21 protein-coding genes are annotated in these 20,412 nt (G+C 30.9%); 1 reads left to right on the plus strand and 20 read right to left on the minus strand.

Annotation, left to right across the window (positions count from 1 at the left end; all coding sequences use genetic code 11):
* Positions 1–11 precede the first annotated feature (11 nt).
* From rplU to JJC01_14950, 4 genes are all read right to left on the minus strand, one after another.
* Entirely contained in the window at positions 12–323 is a 312-nt protein-coding gene (gene rplU / locus JJC01_14935; protein UDN57462.1) for a 50S ribosomal protein L21, read from the minus strand.
* Positions 324–423: 100 nt separating this feature from the next.
* Positions 424–1,845: an Rne/Rng family ribonuclease gene (locus JJC01_14940; protein ID UDN57463.1), complete on the minus strand. Its 1,422-nt coding sequence runs from the start codon at positions 1,843–1,845 to the stop codon at positions 424–426.
* 19 nt (positions 1,846–1,864) lie between these two features.
* A complete protein-coding gene (locus JJC01_14945) occupies positions 1,865–2,563 on the minus strand; it encodes a DUF2344 domain-containing protein (protein UDN57464.1) in 699 nt (232 codons plus the stop codon).
* Between the two features lies 1 nt (position 2,564).
* Positions 2,565–4,409: a TIGR03960 family B12-binding radical SAM protein gene (locus JJC01_14950; protein UDN57465.1), complete on the minus strand. Its 1,845-nt coding sequence runs from the start codon at positions 4,407–4,409 to the stop codon at positions 2,565–2,567.
* A 307-nt stretch (positions 4,410–4,716) separates the two neighbouring features.
* Between JJC01_14950 and JJC01_14955 the strand changes: the two genes are divergently transcribed.
* Positions 4,717–5,910 carry an FprA family A-type flavoprotein gene (locus JJC01_14955; GenBank protein ID UDN57466.1) on the plus strand — a complete coding sequence of 398 codons (1,194 nt, stop codon included), beginning with the start codon at positions 4,717–4,719 and terminating at the stop codon, positions 5,908–5,910.
* 145 nt (positions 5,911–6,055) lie between these two features.
* On the opposite strand, the gene JJC01_14960 is transcribed toward JJC01_14955, so the two are convergent.
* The 16 genes from JJC01_14960 to JJC01_15035 form a co-directional block, all read right to left on the minus strand.
* On the minus strand, positions 6,056–6,469 hold the full coding sequence (locus tag JJC01_14960; protein ID UDN57467.1) for a methylglyoxal synthase: 414 nt from the start codon (positions 6,467–6,469) through the stop codon (positions 6,056–6,058).
* 40 nt (positions 6,470–6,509) lie between these two features.
* Entirely contained in the window at positions 6,510–7,640 is a 1,131-nt protein-coding gene (gene rodA, locus JJC01_14965) for a rod shape-determining protein RodA (protein ID UDN57468.1), read from the minus strand.
* Between the two features lie 84 nt (positions 7,641–7,724).
* Positions 7,725–8,009 (minus strand): cell division topological specificity factor MinE, encoded by a 285-nt coding sequence (minE, locus tag JJC01_14970; protein ID UDN57469.1) that lies wholly within the window; start codon positions 8,007–8,009, stop codon positions 7,725–7,727.
* 17 nt (positions 8,010–8,026) lie between these two features.
* Positions 8,027–8,824 carry a septum site-determining protein MinD gene (gene minD / locus JJC01_14975; protein ID UDN57470.1) on the minus strand — a complete coding sequence of 266 codons (798 nt, stop codon included), beginning with the start codon at positions 8,822–8,824 and terminating at the stop codon, positions 8,027–8,029.
* 23 nt (positions 8,825–8,847) lie between these two features.
* Positions 8,848–9,531, minus strand: a complete 684-nt coding sequence (locus tag JJC01_14980; protein UDN57471.1) for a septum site-determining protein MinC — start codon at positions 9,529–9,531, stop codon at positions 8,848–8,850.
* 98 nt (positions 9,532–9,629) lie between these two features.
* Positions 9,630–12,608 (minus strand): penicillin-binding protein, encoded by a 2,979-nt coding sequence (locus tag JJC01_14985; GenBank protein UDN57472.1) that lies wholly within the window; start codon positions 12,606–12,608, stop codon positions 9,630–9,632.
* Positions 12,609–12,619: 11 nt separating this feature from the next.
* Entirely contained in the window at positions 12,620–13,108 is a 489-nt protein-coding gene (gene mreD / locus JJC01_14990; protein UDN57473.1) for a rod shape-determining protein MreD, read from the minus strand.
* Positions 13,109–13,123: 15 nt separating this feature from the next.
* On the minus strand, positions 13,124–14,017 hold the full coding sequence (locus JJC01_14995; protein UDN57474.1) for a rod shape-determining protein MreC: 894 nt from the start codon (positions 14,015–14,017) through the stop codon (positions 13,124–13,126).
* Between the two features lie 9 nt (positions 14,018–14,026).
* Complete coding sequence (locus JJC01_15000; protein ID UDN60189.1) at positions 14,027–15,037, minus strand: rod shape-determining protein; 1,011 nt, start codon at positions 15,035–15,037, stop codon at positions 14,027–14,029.
* A gap of 121 nt (positions 15,038–15,158) precedes the next feature.
* Positions 15,159–15,818: a DNA repair protein RadC gene (radC, locus tag JJC01_15005; protein UDN60190.1), complete on the minus strand. Its 660-nt coding sequence runs from the start codon at positions 15,816–15,818 to the stop codon at positions 15,159–15,161.
* A 44-nt stretch (positions 15,819–15,862) separates the two neighbouring features.
* Positions 15,863–16,447, minus strand: a complete 585-nt coding sequence (gene maf / locus JJC01_15010; GenBank protein UDN57475.1) for a septum formation inhibitor Maf — start codon at positions 16,445–16,447, stop codon at positions 15,863–15,865.
* Positions 16,448–16,666: 219 nt separating this feature from the next.
* Entirely contained in the window at positions 16,667–17,638 is a 972-nt protein-coding gene (locus JJC01_15015) for an RnfABCDGE type electron transport complex subunit B (GenBank protein ID UDN60191.1), read from the minus strand.
* A gap of 15 nt (positions 17,639–17,653) precedes the next feature.
* The gene (gene rsxA, locus JJC01_15020; GenBank protein UDN57476.1) at positions 17,654–18,229 is read right to left on the minus strand and encodes an electron transport complex subunit RsxA; all 576 of its coding nucleotides are present in this window, start codon (positions 18,227–18,229) and stop codon (positions 17,654–17,656) included.
* Positions 18,230–18,243: 14 nt separating this feature from the next.
* The gene (locus JJC01_15025) at positions 18,244–18,837 is read right to left on the minus strand and encodes an electron transport complex subunit E (GenBank protein UDN57477.1); all 594 of its coding nucleotides are present in this window, start codon (positions 18,835–18,837) and stop codon (positions 18,244–18,246) included.
* Positions 18,838–18,849: 12 nt separating this feature from the next.
* On the minus strand, positions 18,850–19,419 hold the full coding sequence (locus tag JJC01_15030) for an RnfABCDGE type electron transport complex subunit G (GenBank protein UDN57478.1): 570 nt from the start codon (positions 19,417–19,419) through the stop codon (positions 18,850–18,852).
* Positions 19,419–20,396: an RnfABCDGE type electron transport complex subunit D gene (locus tag JJC01_15035; GenBank protein UDN57479.1), complete on the minus strand. Its 978-nt coding sequence runs from the start codon at positions 20,394–20,396 to the stop codon at positions 19,419–19,421. Before JJC01_15035 ends, JJC01_15030 begins: the two co-directional genes overlap by 1 nt.
* Positions 20,397–20,412: the final 16 nt, after the last annotated feature.

Consider the following 20,412-nt stretch of genomic DNA (forward strand, 5'->3'; position numbering starts at 1 on the left):
TAGTCCAATAATTAAGCGTTGATTTTCTCTACAACTATCTTAGTATATGATTGACGATGTCCTTGTTTTCTTCTGTAATCTTTTTTTGCTTTATACTTGAAAACTATAACTTTCTTAGCTTTACCTTGTTCAACAACTTTTGCTTGAACAGATGCTCCTTCTACTACTGGAGAACCTAATTTTAATTCTCCATCTTTAGAGCAAGCTAATACTTCGTTTAAAGTAACAACATCACCTGCGTTAGCTTCTAACTTTTCAACGAATAATACATCACCTTCAGAAACTTTATATTGCTTTCCACCAGTCTTTACTATAGCGTACATTAAATACACCTCCTCGGTCTCAAACTCGCCAGTACAAGGTACTTCATTAGAAGATTTAGACCTTTACTGTGCGGCATTACAATTATTAATTATAAAATATTTACATTTTATTGTCAACTATTTTATCAAAAATAACATTTGTTTTGTTGTGTTTTAATGCGCAGTTTGCGTTTAAAGAAATTTTCATATTATATTTTTCACCAATTTTATCAATTATATCCATATAATCTTCTTTTATTTGTTTAAAAACAAAATCATTGAATTCTATTATTACGTTTTTATAAACTGTATGCTCACTTATTCTCATAATTTCTTTTTCGACACTATCCACTATATGATGTATAGATTTTATAGTTTTCGTTCCATCACAGCATGGGCAAGCCATTAAATAATACTTATCAATAGACTCTTTTTCTCTTCGTCTTGCAACTTCTACTAAGCCAAGTTTTGTCATTCCTAACACTTCAGCTTTTCTCTTATCTTTACTAAACTCTTCCTCTAGTATGTGTAATACCTCATTTTGATATTTCTTTTTATACATATCAATAAAATCAATTATTATTATTCCAGCTATATCTCTAATTCTAAGCTGTCTCACAATTTCCTTTGCAGCTTCAATATTTGTTTTATAAACAGTCTCATCAAGTTTACCAGTTCCAACAAACTTACCTGTATTTACATCTATAACAGTAAGAGCTTCTGTTTTTTCTATTATTAAATAACCACCACTCTTTAACCATACTTTTTCATTTAATAATTTTTCTATTTGAGATTCTATTCTATATAAATCAAATACATCTTTATTTTCTTCAAGGTATAATTTATCAATATAATCATTATTTATAAGCTTCAAAATAGGTTTTAATTCATGATATTTATCATAATTATTGATAATTATAGACTCAATCTCATCATTTACATTATCTTTTACATATTTAGTTGCAAAATCTAAGGACTTATATAATAGCTTTGGTCCCATACCAAGTTTATATTCTTTTAAAATATTATCATACTTTAATTTTAACTCTTCTATATCTTTTTTTATTTCATCATGAGTACAGCCTTGAGCTTCAGTTCTTATTATTAATCCCAAGTTTTCTTTATTCACTGCTTTTGTGATTTTTTTTAATCTAAATCTTTCTCTTTCATCAGTAATCTTATTTGATATAGTAGTTCTGTCGTTGGAAGGTATATAGACAATATACCTTCCAGATATACTAATTTCAGTATTTAATTTTGCACCCTTAGTACCAATTTCTTCTTTATTTACTTGAACCAAAATCTCTTGACCAGATTTTATGGTACTTTCTTTTTTTAACTGTAAATAAGCAAGTTTCTTAAATCCAATATCTACAAAACATGCTTCTATTCCTGGTATAACTTTTTTTACAATTCCACGATATATATTGGATACAGTTTTTTTATTTAAGTTATCTTCAACAAAAAGTTCTACTAACTTTCCATCTTCAAGCACTGCTGTTTTCTGAGACCCTATTAAGGACTCAATAACTATCTTCTTCACAACTTCACCTCTCACGAACTTACATAGGAGTCACTAATTCCCCATCTTCTAATACATATAAATCTCTTCTCAATATATCAACTTCTAATGGGTCAATATCCAGTTCAAACATCTCTAACATTTTAGGAATAAGTATATTAGTATTTAAATTAGTTTTTGAACCTGTAGCTATAGTAGCAGTAAGAGTAATATGCTCATCTTCTAAATTTAAAACATCAAAAGTTCTTATCATGGGCCTTATATCAACTTCAACCAATTTTCCTTTTTTATTCTTTTTTGTTATGATTATCTCTTTATTATTCATAAAGTCAATTACTTTTCTTTTTACAAACTCTTTAGTCAAAGACCTTTTTAAATCTATATTAAACAGATACTCTCCATAATCTATTACGGAAGAAAGAGAAGGTGTCTGTCTATCAATTTCCTTTGCTTTAATAAATTCTATCCCCTCTGGAAGCTGAACTGACACTTTATCTAAAAACTCATCTACCAATAAATCATCTTCTATCTCAATATCCACATACTCGCCTTGGCTTTCTGTCCCTAATGCTAAAGCATTACCATAACTCATCTTAGGATGAGGGTTAAATCCTTGAGAATGTGATAAATTTATTTCAGCTCTCCTAAATGCTCTTTGTAATAATCTTTGAAGGTCAAGATGTGATATATATATCATATCACCTTCTTTTTTAAATTTGACTCTAATTATTTTACTCATATTAACAAAGCCCCCTTCCTATATCATGTATATTTATTCCACAACCATTACAATTATGTCTGCAATCAGAAGTGATTTTTTCTTTTTTAGCATTTTCATCTTCTCTAATCAAGAATTTTTTACTTACACCTACATCTATATGGTCCCAAGGGAATACCTCTTCATATCCTCTATTTCTATGTGCATAGAAGTCTATAGAAAGATTGTTTTTTTCCATAGCTTCCTTCCATATATCTAAACTGAAGTGTTCTGCCCAGCCATCAAATTTTGCACCTAATTTAAATGCATCATATATAACTTTTCCTATCTTTCTATCTCCTCTAGCTACTACAGCTTCCATCAAGCTAGTCTTTGAATCATGATAGTTATATTTTATATTGTTATTTCTCAATTTATTGACTAAATGTCTTTGCTTATCAACTACTTCCTCTGTTGTATCTTGACCATGCCATTGGAACGGTGTAAATGGTTTTGGTACAAATGTAGATGTACTTACTGTAACACTAAAACTTCTTTTTAGCTTACCTCCATTTACTTTTCTATAAATATCAATAACTTTATAAGCTAATTTGGCTATTCCATCCAAATCATCATAAGTTTCAGTTGGCAAACCAATCATAAAGTATAGTTTAACACTATTCCATCCCATTTCGAAAGCTCTTTCTGTTGCATTTTCTAAGTCTTCTTCTGTAACACCTTTATTTATAACGTCTCTAAGTCTCTGAGTTCCTGCCTCTGGAGCAAAAGTAAGTCCAGATTTTCTTACTTGTTGTATTTTATCAGCAATCTCCATTGAGAAATTGTCTAGTCTAAGCGATGGAAGTGAAATTCCTATATTATTAGATGCATATTCATCTACTAAATAATCAGTAAGCTCAGACAACTTACTATAGTCACTTGTACTAAGTGATGATAATGATATTTCATCATATCCAGTATTCTTAACTAATTTGTCAAGTATCTCTTTAAGTCTTTCAACACTCTTTTCTCTTATTGGTCTGTATATCATACCAGCTTGACAAAATCTGCATCCTCTTGTACAGCCTCTAAACAATTCTAACACTATTCTATCATGAACAGTATCTATATAAGGTACTATTAATTTTTCTGGATAATCTACAGTTTCAACATTTTTTATTATCCTCTTAGTAGGACTCTTAGTAACCCCTTCTCTATTAGGAGTTACACTTTGAACTGTACCATCTTCATTGTATTTAACATCATAAAAACTTGGTATGTATACTCCTTCTATACTTGATATTCTGTATAAAAAATCACCTCTAGTTGTTTTATTTTTCTTCCACTCTTTATACTCATTTACTACTTCTAAGTTAACTTCTTCACCTTCACCTAATATTACTATATCTACAAAATCTGCTAAAGGTTCCGAATTATAAGCACAAGGACCTCCAACCATTATAAATGGGTCTTCCAATTTTCTTTCTTCTTTTAATATTGGTATATTGGCTAAATCTAATATATTTAAGATATTAGTGTATGAAAGTTCATATTGAAGTGTAAAAGTAACAAAATCAAAGTTTGTTATAGGCTCTCTTGACTCTAATGCAAATAATGGTATATTTTTTTCTCTCATTATATTTTCCATGTCAACAGCAGGAGAATATACTCTCTCACAAAATACATCTTCATCTTTGTTTATTACATCGTATAATATATGACTTCCTAAGTGACTCATCCCAACTTCATACAGGTCTGGAAAACAATGTGCATATCTTATCAATTCACTATTGCTAGTATCTTTATGAATTGAATTTATTTCATTCCCAAGATATCTAGCAGGCTTTTCTACTTTTTTTAAGATTTTTTTCAAGTCTACTTTATTCATTTATTAAAATTCCTCCAAACAAGTTCTTTATTTTTATTCTTATTTATAAGTAATATTATACACGATAAAATATTTTCTATCAAAAATATAACTAAAATATTGAATTTAAAATCTATATTATTCACAAAATAGTATATCTAAAAATATTTTATATTAAATTTTTATTAAAATACAGATTTTTTACCAAATATGATATATTATAAACATAAAACTATGTTTTTGATGACTTATAATGACATCTTTTGTTTCACTGACCTCAAAATGGGGTATGTTATTTATATAATGATAATTTTTAGGAGGGTTAAAAATGAGTAAAGTTTTCGAAGTAAAAAAAGATATCTACTTTACTGGCGTAGTAGATGAAGGTTTAAAAGTATTCGACATAATAATGGAAACAGAGTTTGGGACAACTTATAATTCTTACTTAATAAAGGACGAAAAAACGGTTTTATTTGATACAGTAAAAGCAAATTTTAAGGATGAATTTTTAAGTAATTTATCAGAAGTTACTGATATAGCTAAAATTGACTATGTTGTAGTCCATCACACAGAGCCAGACCATGCTGGTAGTTTAAAATACTTATTAGATTTAAATCCTAATATAGAAGTTTATTGTACTAAAGCTGCTAAATTATACTTAGATGGTCAAATAAATAGACCTTTTAATTGTCATGTAATAAAAGATGGTGAAGTTTTAAATATCGGTAAGAGAAATCTTAAATTTATAACTGCTCCATTCTTACATTGGGTTGATACAATGTTTACTTACATTGAAGAGGACAAGACTCTTTTAACTTGTGACGCATTTGGTTGTCATTTTGCAAGTGTTGATTCAGAAGTAGTAAACAGTGAAGATTATCTAAAATCAGCTAAACATTACTATGATTGCATAGTTAAGCCATTTGCTAAGCACGTGTTGAGTGCTGTAGACAAGGTTGTAGGGCTAAACTTAGAATTTGATACTATATTAACTTCTCATGGTCCAATGCTTACTAAAGACCCAATGGCTGCTGTAAAGAGATATGTTGAGTGGTCTACAGAAGCTATTAATACAACTAATCAAAATCAAGTTTCTATATTCTACTTATCAGCTTATAGCAATACTTTAGAAATGGCTAAAAAGATAAAAGAGGGACTTGATAAAGAAGGTGCAAAAGCTGAATTATATGATTTAGAAAATATGACATTAACAGAAATGCATGATACATTAGTAGTATCAAAAGTAATACTATTAGGTTCTCCAACTATAAATAAAACAATGGTTAAACCTATGTGGGATTTATTCTCTGTTATAGACCCAATGGCTAACCAAGGTAAGATAGCAGGAGTATTTGGTTCATTTGGTTGGAGTGGTGAAGGTATAACTATGGCTGAAACTTTACTTAAAGCTATGACATTCAAAATGCCTGTAGAATCTCTTAAGAAAAAATTCTTCCCTAGTGAGGAAACATTAAAAGAATGTATGGAGTTTGGTGCAGAATTTGCAAAATTAGTTAAATAGTTATTTTTATTTAAATGACATATATCTATATTCCATCATTTAAATTATATAAAAAAACTCACATTAGAGTTTTTATCTTATAGAACAAATTAAAATGAGGTAGCTATTTTAGCTACCTCTTAATTTTATATATTATTTACTTTTATTAAACACGTTGACTTTTGCTCTTCCTAACTTCTCTCCATGATAGTTCTCCCCTATCAAGAGCTTTTATAAATATTTCTGCAGAAGCTAGATTTGTAGCTATTGGAACATGGTACACATCACAAAGTCTTATCAAAGCTTGTATATCTGTCTCATGAGGTTGAGATGTAAGTGGGTCTCTTAAAAAGATAACTAAATCTATTTCTTGTGTTACGATTAAAGAACCTATTTGCTGGTCTCCACCTAAAGGTCCAGATGCCAATCTAGTAATCTTTAATTCAGTTTCATCCATTATTCTTTTTCCTGTAGTTCCAGTTGCATATAGTCCATATTTTTTTAAAATTGATTCATAACCTATACAAAATCCTACTATGGTATTTTTCATTTGGTCATGTGCTACTAATGCTATATTCATTATACTCAATCTCCTCAATTTATGTTTAGAACTCTTACACTTAGAAATTTATTTTCTTTCTTCTCATACACACATTTAGTACTAATCCTAGATTGGCTAAAGATGTTAATAGTGAACTTCCTCCATAACTTACAAAAGGTAATGTTACTCCTGTTACTGGAATTAACGCAACAGTCATAGCAATATTTTGAATTATCTGGTAAGCAAACATACCCATAACACCAACTACAATGAGGGTCCCATAAAAATCCTTAGCATCTCTTGCAATTGCTAAAATCCGTAATAAAAATATTGCAAATAAGATTATAAGCACTGTCATTCCTATTACACCAAGTTCTTCACCCACAACAGCAAATATAAAGTCACTATCTTGTACTGGTAAGAAATCTTCTTGGTTTTGACTTCCATTATACAGACCTTTTCCAGTCATACCACCAGAGCCTATTGCTATCAAAGATTGCATAACCTGATAGTTTCCTTTTAAGGTTACATCTTCTGGATTTAGGAAGGCTTCTATTCTTACTTTTTGATGGTCTGCCATCATTAAATACATCAATGGCATTGATACCAAGAGTATTATTATTCCTCTTTTTATTAGCTTAGAACTAAGACCTGCTGTAAACAGCATTGCAAATACCATACAACAAAATACAATTCCTGTTCCTAAGTCTGGTTGAGCAAGTAGTAATCCAATGAATGGGAGAGAATAAACTACAACAGGTATAACCTCTTTTAATGTATTTAATTTATCCTTCTTTGTCTCAAGTATCTTTGCATAACTAAGTATAAATGTTAATTTTACTATTTCAGAAGTCTGCAAATCAAGTGGACCTAAGTTAATCCAAGACCTCGCACCGCCTTTTTCAGTACCAATTCCAGGTAATAAAACTACAGCTAATAAAACAAGGCTTATTATATAAAGAGCCTTATAGTACCTTCCTAGAAGATTATAATCAAAAAATAGTATTACTATAATCATTCCTATTCCAAGCACAAAAGCTAGTCCTTGCTTAACTAATTGATTATATGAACCTGTAGAATTAGCATGTGTTGCACTACTAAGTATAACAAGCCCAAAAATAAAGATAGCTAATACTGTAACTATAAGTTTCCAGTCTAACTGTTTTATCAACTTAATTGTCGACTTATAATTAATATTGATTTTTTTCAAAGAATCACCGTCTTTCTATCTTTAAACATATAATTAAATAAAAGGGGCATATACCAATAAGGATATCCCCCTTTTAAGCACTAATTACATACATCTATCTTTAATATTCTTTAATGGTATATTAGCAACTAATGCAGATACAGGTTTGTCATCATGTTCACCTCTGCATTTAGACATTTTGATTTCAAGGCCATCTTCTTCTATTTCTGCATAGTTGGCTATTACTTTTAAAATATCTGTTTTTATCATCTCTAAAAGTTGTGGTGAACAATCTACTCTATCATGAACTAAAACTAGTTTTAACCTCTCTTTAGCAACAGATTTACTAGTTTTAGCTTCGTTAGAAAAAACTCTAAATAAATCTAACACAGATGTATCCTCCTTTGCTACTTAGCCATGCTAAACATTTTTTTTAGTCTACCAAAGAATCCATCTTCAACTTCAAGTTCAAGTAGAGGAACTTCTTCATTTAGTATCCTTTTTGCGATATTTTTGTATGCTTGACCAGCAAGAGATTTTGAATCAAGTATTGCTGGTTCACCTTTATTTGTTGATATAATTATACTTTCATCATCAGGAACAAGACCTAATAAATCTATTGCTAGTATCTCTATTATATCTTGTTTGTCCATCATGTCTCCACGCTTAACCATATCATTTCTAATTCTATTTATAACTAATCTTATTTCTTTTATTTCATTTGCTTCTAATAGACCTATTATTCTATCTGCATCTCTTACTGCTGATATCTCTGGATTTGTAACCACAATAGCTCTATCTGCACCTGCTATTGCATTTTTAAATCCTTGTTCAATACCTGCTGGGCAGTCTATTATTACATACTCGAAAGATTCTTTCAATTTTTCACATAGGTCAACCATTTGCTCAACTGATACAGCATTTTTATCCCTAGTTTGTGCTGCTGGTAATAAATATAGATTATCAAATCTTTTGTCTTTTATTAGAGCTTGCTTAAGCCTACAAGTTCCTTCAACAACATCTACTATGTCATAAACTATTCGATTTTCAAGACCCATTACTACATCTAAATTTCTAAGTCCAATATCTGCATCTACAACTACAGTTTTTTTATTTTCTAGGCTTAGCGCAGTTCCTAAGTTTGCTGCGGTAGTAGTTTTTCCAACTCCACCTTTACCGGATGTTATAACTATAACTTCGCTCATAATACTACCCCCTATTTTTCTTTCTATTTGTCCAACTTTGACAAATAGCTTTCGATTACAATTCTTCCATTACTCACAAAGGCTATTTCTGGGCTAATTTCTGATTCAATTTCATAATTTTCTTCATCATCTGGAGCTTCTGCAATATTATCTGCTATTTGCAATATTTTTGGATTAAGATTTCCAGCAACAACATAGGCAAACTCATTGCCCTCTGAACCTGCATGCACAAAACCTTCTATTTTCCCCATTACAAAAACATTTCCTCCTGCTACAACCTTAGCGCCAGCATTTATATCTCCCATAACAACTGTATTTGATTTTGAAATGACCTTTGAACCAGGTCTCATATCATTTAATATGACTACATCACCTTCAAATTCAATATTTTCGCCAGATCTTAGGGTATTGACATATTTTGTTTGAAAATTATTATTTTCTTCAATTTTTTGATCTTCAACAAATTCCACATCAAATCTAGAAGTAATTCCTTCTTTTAATTCTAGAATCTCCATGTCAGTTAAATAATCACTGTTAATTTTACTAATTTTAGCACCATTAAAAAAACCAACATACGCTTCCAATTTGTTTATTATATTTTCTTGTATTTCTTCAAATGGAGCTTCTCTTTTTATATTTACTATTATCCCTCTTTTATTACCCTTGAACTCTACTAGTTCTTGACTACAAATTTCTCTTAAAGACATAACAACCTCCAGAGTGATATATCATTTATATTCTTCAAATGCGCTTTAAACCCTTTTATTTTTTCTACATAAAGCTAAAGTTTATAAATGGATTTAACTTATCTATTGATTTGTGACTCGAAATTTATATTTTCGTCAGAAGAATTATTAACATCATCCGTCTTGTTGTCTTTTTTACCATTAGTTGGCTCTAATCCCATATATGTTCCAATAACTTCTCTAGTTGGTAAAAGTGAGAATACACTTGAATCACCTTGAGGAATTACACATACAACAGCTATTTCTGGGTCATCTGCTGGTGCAAATGCAACAGTCCATGTAAAAGAACCATAATCTGCTTTAAACTTATCTATTTGGTCATCTGTTATTTTTGGATTTAATTCTTTTATAGCTTTTCTTAAATATGAAGAATTCACTTTATCAGTATCCTCTAATTTAACTTTTACTCCATCTTCTAATTCTTCTTCTAATTTCTTTCTTTCTTCGTCTTTTAAATCTTTATTTTCTAGTTTTTTCTTTATTTCTTTTTCTTTAGCTAATGAAAGTTCTTTTTCTTTTTCTGCCTTCATCTTATCAGCCATTTTAATTGCATCATTTAGATTAACATTATAAGATGACATATGACTCTTTAAATATTCATATTCATTATCTGTAGGTATTTTACCACTTTTCTCAGCTGTACCAGTCTTTGCTGCTACATCTATTGGGAAATCAGCAAAAGCACTTTTTGCTGTACCTTGTCTAGCAACCAATTTCATACCTTTTGTTAGTTCCTTTAGATTGTCTGGATTTTTGAAAGGTATTTTTTCCACTTTCTTTTGGTCATTAATTTTTACTGATGAATAATCACTTGAAACAGCTCTATCAACTACAGATAATTCTACTAAATTACCTCCATTTGCTATAGCAGCTACGTATCTTGATATTTGAGCTGGTGTATAGGCATTTTCACCTTGCCCTATAGCTAAGTTGAATGTATCAGCAGTACTCCATTTTGCAAAGTTAAAGTAACTAAATACCGCCATATCCGCTACATCTTCCACTCTATTTTCTTTAACATCCAATTTTTTCAATCTATTCATCGTTTCTACTCTACCAGGAGTTTTCTTTTCAGCTGCCCAACTTACAATTTCATCAATTCTTTTTTCGTATTCTTTAGGATTTTTATCTCTAGTTATATCAACAAAGTCATTGGCCATTTCTCTATCTAAAGCTGATTTTAACAATGCTTGTGTTGATTTTAATTTATCCTCTGTGCTAGGCACCTTACCTGCTCTTTCTTCTACTTCGTCTTCAAGCCCAGTATTTTCATCTAATCCAAATAGTTTTGCATACTCAAGTATCTTATTTGCATTCATATCTATACCAATACTTTTTCCATCTGGCCATGTCTTACCTGTACCAATAGTTGCCATATATATGTTACAAGACTCTTGTATAGCTTTATATAAATTTGTCATACCATGATTTCCTCTACCATGGTTCCACACATAGTCCCCAAATGATTTTTTCCCTAGCATAATAACTCCAGGGTCATTTATAGTGAAATTTGGATTTAGACCATTTTCTAAAGCTGCCATTGAGGTTACCATCTTAAATGAAGAACCTGGCTGGAATTCCCCTTGTGTAACTAAGTTTAATAGTGGACTTCCTGCTAGTAAGTCATTTGGATTCTTTGGTTGTAGTGCTTTATAGTCTTCTGTAGAAATACCCTTTGCAAATTTATTTGGGTCATAGTCAGGATAACTTGATGAAGCTAAAACCTCTCCATTTTTAACATCAATAGCTATAAGAGCTGCTGATTGTGCCTTTCCTGCATATGCACTAATTGGCTTATCCCCAAACTTACTTTTAAAAGTACCTCCTTTTGAAGCAACTTCTATTATCTGTTTTAATGCATTATCTGAAACTTCTTGTAAATCTTTATCTAATGTAAGGTATACAGTATCTCCTGATTTAGGTTTTTTTGATTCAATTTCTTTACTGATTCTACCCAATGCATCAACTTTAACCATTTTATAACCATCAGTTCCTCTTAGCTTGCTTTCATTACTTTTTTCTACTCCTGCAAGACCTACCATATCTCCTGTTTTATATCCTTTTTGTAGATATGATTCTATTTGAGTTGATGGCATTTTTCCTACATATCCTAACATATGTGAAGCTAAAGTTCCATTAGGATAATATCTCACTGGTTCAACTGCTACTGAAACACCAACAAGGTCCATAGCACTTTCCTCAATCTGTGCAATGGTAGTTTCTCCTACATCTTTTGCAATTGTTACTGGATTATATTGAGAATATCCTTTTGATTTTATTAAATCTCTTACAACCATTATTTTTCTTGCATCTTCATTACTTAAACTTTTATCAATCTTAAATGCATCGCTATTTCTTACTTTTTCAAACGCTTTTTCAGCACTCAAATTAGTCTCTTTTATTTTATAACTGGCCAACCAATCTCTCTTATCTCTCTCTGCTGTAAACATCCATTTACTAACTAAAATAGGAGGATAGTATCCATTTTCATTTAGTTTTGCTTGTAATTTTGTTGCATCTAACCTTTTATCTTCTTGAGACAAGATTCCTGCTGATATAAGTTTATCTACCAAGTAATAAAAACTCTCTTTAGCATTATAATCACTTGGTATTCCATTTTCTGATTTATATTCTCTAATCTCTCTGTCATATGTATAATAGTACTTTCCATTTTCTACATATATAGGAAATTCATCTACATATTCTTCACCATTTTTCTCAAGTAAATTTATAAGCTTCAATGATATTTCATTTGCTCTTGAACGCTTATTAGCATCTTTTTTATTAATATCGTTACCTGAAACTTGAACAGTAAATAAATTTTTATTTCCTGCTAGCAATCTTCCATATCTATCTTTTATTTCTCCCCTTGGAGCCTCTATTGCCAATTTTTTATATGTTTTATTTTCAGCTAACTCATTGTAGTATTCATATTTAAATGTAGTCATGTAGACTATTTTTACTAAAATAGCTAAAAATATCACGCTTATGACTATTTTCATTATTTTAAATCTATCAACTTGTTTATTTTCTTCCATGAAATCACCAACTAATCTTCTTTAAGTTTTAAAACTGCTCTTTTAGACAAGCGATATATTATTAAACCAATTAAACTATTCACTATTGGTGCTACTAGTAGACCCTTTACTAAAAGTGTTGATATGCTATAGCTTTGATAGATTATACTAGATGTACCTATATTGACAATTGAATCAATTAAACTTCCTATTAAAACCAAAACGAAAGTAATAATATAGCTACCTTTATATAGTTGATCCCTCATGTGTCCAATCGCATATGCAATAACAAACAAAACTAATGCATTTACACCAAGAATTCCACCAATGGTTATGTCCTTAATAAGCCCTATTATGGCTGCTATAATCCCACCTTCTAATTCATCCAAATAAAGAGAAATTATAGTTACATATATAAGAACTAAGTTAAAGCTTATTCCAAAAATATTTATATAATTTGTTATACTATTTTCTAGAGTCATAACCACAATACCCAATAGACAAAGTAAAACTTTTTTCATTGTTTTTTATCCCCTTTATCCTATATTTCTTGGTTCTATGACTACAACGTCATCTATATTCTTAAAATCAACATAAGGTTTTACAACTACATATTTTAGTGATTTATCTTTATCATCAATTACCTTTTCAACCTCACCAATTGGTATGCCTTCTGGGAAAAATCCAAGACCAGATGTTGTTATTATATCTCCTTGAATTACATTATATGATGAGTCAAACATATAACCTTGTAAATAACCTTTACTATTATAACTATCCTTATTGTCTAAAGTAGTATTTTGAGTAATTGCTCCTTTAGCACTAGCATTTTTTGCTAATTTAAAACTTACAGATGATTTAGAATCTAATAGTGAAATTGCCTTACTATAATCGTTGGAAACTTCATAAACTATACCAACTAGACCACTGCCATTCATAACTATACTTTCTTTTTTTACACCTGAATTTTTTCCCGCACCTATTATAAAACTCTCATACCAGTTTCCATCATTTTTACCTACAACACTTGTAGAAATACTCGTTGCTTTATATTTTTCTTCTACAAAGCTAAGTGTCTTCTTTAATTCTTCTAATGATTCTGTCTTGTCTAATTTGGTATTTAAAGCTATAACATCTTTTTTAAGCTTTTCATTTTCTGATTCTAATTTTTTTACCTTTTCAGAGTTATCTCTATAATTTAAGATATCTTTAAAACCATTTTTTATAAATGAAAATCCATCATTTATTCCTTTTCCTACACTTGTAATAGCATCTGATGCTACACCTAAGTTTACTGGGCTTCCACTTGAAAACTTACCAATTGATATACCCACAATTCCAATTAAAGTGATAGCAACTACGCCCGTTGCTATCACTTTAACATTAATCCTTTTTTTCTCATTTTTATTCTTGTCAAATCTCAAGGCCATCACCAACTTCTAATTTTTAGCATTCATCATTAATACTTTTTCAAAAATTTCTTGGTCTTCAACAGACTTTCCTGTTCCAAGTGCAACACAATCAAGAGGAGCTTCTGCTATTTGAACAGACATTCCTGTTTCTTGTGTAATAAGTTTATCAAGACCTCTAAGTAAAGCTCCTCCTCCTGTTAGCATTATTCCGTTTTCCATTATGTCTGATGCTAATTCTGGTGGAGTCTTTTCTAATGTAGATTTTATAGCATCTACTATTGAACTCACAGGCTCTTTTAATGCTTCTCTAACTTCTGTAGAACATATTTCTATTGTTTTAGGTAACCCTGATATTAAATCTCTACCTCTTATTTGCATATTTATTTCTTCATCATCTTTAAATGTAGAACCTATGCTAATTTTAACATTTTCAGCAGTTCTTTCACCTATCATAAGATTATATTCTTTTTTTACATAGGCAACTATAGACTCGTCAAATTCGTCTCCACCAATTCTTATAGATTTAGCAGTAACAATTCCTCCTAGAGATATTACAGCTATTTCTGAAGTACCTCCACCGATATCAACTACCATATTACCTTCTGGCTCTTCAACCTTTAATCCAGCTCCTATAGCCGCTGCCATTGGTTCCTCTATAAGAAATGCATCTTTAGCACCAGCTTGTCTTGCAGCCTCTTCTATAGCTCTCTTTTCAACTTCTGTAACTCCAAAAGGAACACATATAGCTATTCTTGGACTTACAACACCTTTTTTATCAGCTGCTTTTTGTATAAAGTAACTAATCATTGATTGAGTTATATCAAAGTCAGCTATTACTCCATCTTTCATTGGTCTTATAGCTACTATATTTCCTGGTGTTCTACCTATCATTTTTTTAGCTTCTTCACCTACTGCTAAAACTTCTTTACTGTCATCTCTTATTGCAACAACTGAGGGTTCTCTAACAACAATACCTTGTCCTTTTATGTAAACTAATGTATTTGCAGTCCCTAAATCTATTCCCATATCCTTTGTCATCTTGTTAAAACTAAAAAAACCTCTTTTTTCTTTCTTTTTTTCCTTAGCCATGATTTTACTCCTTCCTACTAATTAAGAATCATGTTTAAAACATTCTCCTACTATTTTATCACATATAAAGTCAAATTATCATATTTTCTTTAAAGCTAAAGTATAATCCATCTCCAATTATTATATGGTCAATTATTTCAATCCCAATTATTTCTCCACATTTAATAAGTCTTGATGTAATATTTTTATCTTCCTTTGATGGTTCTACACTTCCTGAGGGGTGATTATGCATCACTATTATTTTACTTGCACTTCTCTTTATAGCTTCTTTAAAAACTTCTCTAGGATGGACTAATGATGAGTTTAAAGTCCCTACAGATATATCTACATCAGATATTATCTCATTTTTTGTATTTAAAAGAACTGCCTTAAAAACCTCTTTTTTCAAATACCTCAGACTATTCATATAATATTTATGTATATCCCAAGGATTTTTTATTTTATACTTCATAGGTTTAAAACTAGCTACTCTAAAGCCTAGTTCTAAAGCTGCTTTAATTTGGGCTGATTTTGACAATCCAATTCCATCTATATTACACAGCTCCTCTATTGTCATTTCCTCTAAATGTCTAATACCCTGAATATCTTTATTTATTATATAGTTGGCTAACTCGATTGCATTTTTATGTTTGTTACCAGTTCTTAAAAGTATAGCCAACAATTCAGCATTTGATAAGCTTTCTACTCCTTCAGCAAGCATCTTTTCTCTGGGTCTTTCCTCTAGTGCCATTTCTTTTACCTTAATGGTTGAATTAAATGACTTTTTCAGATAAATCACACTCCATAAAAAAGATTTATATTAAAATGTTCCTTTAACAAGTCACCTAACTTTGAAATTGGAAGTCCAACTATATTAAAATAATCGCCTCTAATCTCTTCAACTAGCAAAGCTCCATATCCTTGTATTCCATAAGCTCCTGCTTTGTCAAATGACTCTTTAGTTTTCAGATAATCCTCAATATCTTTTTCTGATAACGTTTTAAATTTTACATTGCTGATTACATAGTCAATTATTTTTTTATCTTTGCACAAGTTTATTAAGCTAATACCTGTTATGACTTGATGCTCTCTTCCAGATAGTCTACTTAGCATGTCTCTTGCACAAGACTCATCTTTAGGCTTTCCTAAAATAGCATTATCTAAAACAACAACAGTATCAGCTCCAATAACAACATCTTTCTTATGTTTAGATGCTACAAACATACTTTTTTCAAAAGCTAATCTCATAACTAAATGTTTTGGTGCTTCACCTTCCAATATAATCTCATCAATTTCACTTTTAATTATATCAAATCTTACATTTGTATTCTCTAGAATTTCTTTCCTTCTTGGAGAGGCTGATGCCAAGATTATATTCATTTATTCACCTCATTTGTACGTAATTTGTACCTATTTAGTCTATCACTATATTGTAAAAAATTCAACAGAAATGTCGAACCTTTTTTGTTACACTATTGTTATATTTATTACCAATAAAATAAATATACATAAAATAGAGGTATGGAAATTATTCCATACCTCTGTTTTATGTACTCATTAGAGATATGGAAATTATTCCATATCTTTATTTTGTCCATATTACAAAATTTTAATAGCTTTCTTTGGACATTTTTCCATACATAAATGGCATCCTACACATTTGTCTGCATCTACCTTATGTTTTTCTTTTAATTCACCTTCTATTGCATCAAACTTACATTGTTTTTTGCACACTGTACATCCCACACAAAGTTCTTGGTCAATAGTAACTTTCTTTCTTTTAGCTATATCACCTGATATTACTTTTGTAGGGCATTTTTCTACACATTGCATACAACCTACACACTTACTAGGGTCTATTTTAGCTATTTTGTTTTCAAATATTATTGCATCAAATTTACAAGCTTTTACACACATTCCACAACCAATACATCCAGCAGTACATTTTTCTTTAACAGCTTTACCAAATTCTTTGCTATTACATTCTACAACTATTGATTGGCTTTCTGGTTTTGTAATTATTATACCCTTAGGGCATGCTTCTTTACATTTTCCACAGTTAACACATTTTTCTTCATCTATTACTGCTACTCCATCAACTATAGAAATAGCATCAAATTTACAAACAGTCTTACATGTTCCAAGACCTAAACATCCAAACTTACACATTTTAGCTCCTGAATTTAAAACATTTGCTGCTCTACAATCAGATATTCCTTCATACTCATATTTATCTTTTGCACTTGAGCAAGTTCCTTTGCAAATAACTTTTGCTACTTGTTTTTCACCTGCTTCAGCACTTACGCCCATTATTTCTCCAACTTTTGCACCAACATCTGCTCCACCTACAGGGCAACCATTAACTGGTGCTTTTCCTTCAACTATCGCACTTGCAAGACCTCCACATCCTGGGAATCCACAACCACCACAGTTAGCACCTGGAAGTACTCCTAGTATAGCTTCCACTCTTTCGTCTACTTCTACAGCAAACTTTTTAGATGCAAAATCTAATACTATCCCGAAGATTAAGCCCATAACTCCTAAAACTAATACAGCTGTAAGTATCACTATTTTCACCCCTCTTTTTTATAGCTTTATAAGTCCTGTAAATCCTAAGAAAGCTATTGACATTAAACTTGCTGATATAAGTGTTATAGGGAAACCTTTAAACGCTTCTGGTATATCAGCTAATTCTAGTCTTTCTCTTATACCTGCGAATATTACTATTGCTAAAGTAAATCCAGCTCCTGCTCCAAATCCGTTTATTATTGTTTCTACTAAATTATAACTTTTTTGAACATTAACTAGAGCTATACCAAGAACTGCACAGTTTGTAGTTATAAGAGGTAGATAAACTCCTAATGCTTGATATAAAGATGGACTCATCTTTTGAATTACCATTTCAACGAACTGAACTATAGAAGCTATAACCAATATAAAAGCTATTGTTTGTAAAAATTCAGTTCCAGTCTTTACTAATAAAATTTGTATAAAATAAGTTATAATTGAAGCTAGAGTTAGAACGAATGTAACTGCAACTCCCATCCCTACTGCTGTATCAACTTTCTTAGACACTCCTAAGAAAGGACATATACCCAAGAACTGAGATGTTATAACGTTATTAACAAGAACGATACTTAAAAATAAAAGTATTAAATTCATTTATTACACCTCCACTACGCTTTTTTACTTCTTAATTTATTAAATCCTGCAAATAAGAATCCTAATGTTAAGAATGCACCTGGTGGTAATATAAATATTAATACTGGTTGGAAAGATGCTCCAAATAGTGTCATTCCAAATAAACTACCATTTCCAAGTAATTCTCTTACTGCACCTATTACTGTAAGAGCAACAGTAAATCCAAGACCTTGACCTACACCATCAACAATTGAAGCTAGTGGACCAGTTTTAAAAGCAAAACTTTCTGCACGAGCTAGTATTAAACAGTTAACAACTATTAATGGTATATATATACCAAGAGCCTTATCAAGAGCAGGAACATATGCTTTTAAAACCATTCCTACTATTGTAACAAATGTAGCTATAATGACTACAAATATAGGTATTCTTATCTTATCTGGTGTGATTTTTCTTAGTAATGATATAACTAAATTTGCACATATTAAAACTGCTGCTGTTGAAAGACCCATACCGATTCCATTTATTGCTGAAGTTGTAACGGCTAGTGTTGGACACATACCTATAACTTGCACAAATGTTGGGTTCTCATCTATTAGCCCATTTTTAAATACTTTAGCTAAATTCATAATTAACCCTCCTTATTTATTAAGAGCACTATTGAAGACATCTATTGCAGCATTTACTCCTGTAGTAACTGCTGTAGATGTAATAGTTGCACCTGATATTGCTAATATTTGATTTTCTGCTGTTGTGCTTCCTTTTGCTACTTCAAGAGGTTCAGCAGTTTTTCCTTTGTATTGACCTTTAAATGCATCATCTTTAGCTTTTGCTCCAAGTCCTGCTGTCTCTGACATATTACCAATATCAACACCTGTAACTTGGCCATCAGCTGATATACCTACCATAACTTCAATTTCTCCACCATAGCCACTTGGTTTAGCTTTTAAAGTATATCCTACTACCTCAGAACCATCTAGCCCTTCATATACTTCAGCTATAAGACCATCTCCAAGGTCTTTATAAGTACTTTCCTTCATTTCTTTAAATTCTTTTGCTTCTGGAAGTACTGCTTTTCTAAGTTCATTATTTGCTTGTATATTTCTTTGTTCTATTACTGGAGCTGTAACTTGATTTGTAGCTCCAAGTGCTAATGAGGCTATTGCACTTATAGCAAGTAAAGTTCCACCTAGTCTTACCATACTATTCATTATTTAGCCACCTCCCCAAACACTCTGTTTCTAACAAACTTATCTATAAGTGGTGCAAGACAGTTTACTAGTAGTATTGAGTAAGATACACCTTCTGGATATCCACCATACATTCTTATAACAGTTGTTATAAGACCTGCTAATACAGCGTATATTATTTGACCTTTCTTAGTCATAGGCGAAGTTGTATAATCCGTAAGCATGAAGAATCCACCTAACATAAGTCCTCCAGCAAACAGTTGATATATTGCAAAATTTATATTAAATCCACCTAAAAGGAATGTTAATATAAATACAGTTGCTATGTAAAATACTGGGATAACATAATTTATTATGCCTTTATACATTAGGTATACTCCACCTAATAATAATAATATTGCTGATGTCTCACCTATACATCCACCAATATTACCAATCATCATATCAGCGAGACTAATTCCATTGCTAGAAAGGTCTGCTAATCCTGCTGCTCCATTTTTCAAAAAGCTTAATGGTGTTGCAGTAGTAACTGCATCTAAATTTTTACCTATCCAGTTAACACCTGGTTGAGTCCAAGCAGTCATTGCTACTGGAAATGATGCTAATAAAAATGCTCTTGCAGCAAGTGCTGGATTGACAAAGTTACATCCAATTCCACCAAATACCATTTTAACTACTAATATTGCAAATATTCCTCCTACTAGACACATCCACCAAGGAAGTGATGCTGGTACGTTAAATGCTAATAATAATCCTGTTACAACAGCTGAAAAATCTCCTATAGTACTTTTATGCTTCATAAGTTTTTGATATAAAAATTCAGTACCTACTGTACCAAGTATACAAAAAAACATAGCACTCAATGCATTAAGTCTAAAGAAGTATACTCCTGCTACTGCTGCTGGAAGGAGTGCTATAATAACTTGTTTCATTATATATGAAGTATCTTCATTACTTCTCACATGAGGAGAAGATGATACTATCAACTTATTTTCCATCGTTTTTCCCCCTTAA

The sequence above is a fragment of the Clostridioides sp. ES-S-0010-02 genome (assembly GCA_020641055.1).
In the GTDB taxonomy this organism is placed as follows: Bacteria; Bacillota; Clostridia; order Peptostreptococcales; family Peptostreptococcaceae; genus Clostridioides.

Excerpts from the sequence above, each read along its gene's own strand:
- rplU (UDN57462.1), bottom strand. The coding sequence starts at position 323 with ATGTACGCTATAGTAAAGACTGGTGGAAAGCAATATAAAGTTTCTGAA.
- JJC01_14945 (UDN57464.1), bottom strand. The coding sequence starts at position 2,563 with ATGAGTAAAATAATTAGAGTCAAATTTAAAAAAGAAGGTGATATGATA.
- JJC01_14950 (UDN57465.1), bottom strand. The coding sequence starts at position 4,409 with ATGAATAAAGTAGACTTGAAAAAAATCTTAAAAAAAGTAGAAAAGCCT.
- JJC01_14955 (UDN57466.1), top strand. The coding sequence starts at position 4,717 with ATGAGTAAAGTTTTCGAAGTAAAAAAAGATATCTACTTTACTGGCGTA.
- JJC01_14960 (UDN57467.1), bottom strand. The coding sequence starts at position 6,469 with ATGAATATAGCATTAGTAGCACATGACCAAATGAAAAATACCATAGTA.
- minD (UDN57470.1), bottom strand. The coding sequence starts at position 8,824 with ATGAGCGAAGTTATAGTTATAACATCCGGTAAAGGTGGAGTTGGAAAA.
- JJC01_14980 (UDN57471.1), bottom strand. The coding sequence starts at position 9,531 with ATGTCTTTAAGAGAAATTTGTAGTCAAGAACTAGTAGAGTTCAAGGGT.
- JJC01_14985 (UDN57472.1), bottom strand. The coding sequence starts at position 12,608 with ATGGAAGAAAATAAACAAGTTGATAGATTTAAAATAATGAAAATAGTC.
- mreD (UDN57473.1), bottom strand. The coding sequence starts at position 13,108 with ATGAAAAAAGTTTTACTTTGTCTATTGGGTATTGTGGTTATGACTCTA.
- JJC01_14995 (UDN57474.1), bottom strand. The coding sequence starts at position 14,017 with ATGGCCTTGAGATTTGACAAGAATAAAAATGAGAAAAAAAGGATTAAT.
- JJC01_15000 (UDN60189.1), bottom strand. The coding sequence starts at position 15,037 with ATGACAAAGGATATGGGAATAGATTTAGGGACTGCAAATACATTAGTT.
- radC (UDN60190.1), bottom strand. The coding sequence starts at position 15,818 with ATGGCACTAGAGGAAAGACCCAGAGAAAAGATGCTTGCTGAAGGAGTA.
- maf (UDN57475.1), bottom strand. The coding sequence starts at position 16,447 with ATGAATATAATCTTGGCATCAGCCTCTCCAAGAAGGAAAGAAATTCTA.
- rsxA (UDN57476.1), bottom strand. The coding sequence starts at position 18,229 with ATGAATTTAATACTTTTATTTTTAAGTATCGTTCTTGTTAATAACGTT.
- JJC01_15025 (UDN57477.1), bottom strand. The coding sequence starts at position 18,837 with ATGAATTTAGCTAAAGTATTTAAAAATGGGCTAATAGATGAGAACCCA.
- JJC01_15030 (UDN57478.1), bottom strand. The coding sequence starts at position 19,419 with ATGAATAGTATGGTAAGACTAGGTGGAACTTTACTTGCTATAAGTGCA.
- JJC01_15035 (UDN57479.1), bottom strand. The coding sequence starts at position 20,396 with ATGGAAAATAAGTTGATAGTATCATCTTCTCCTCATGTGAGAAGTAAT.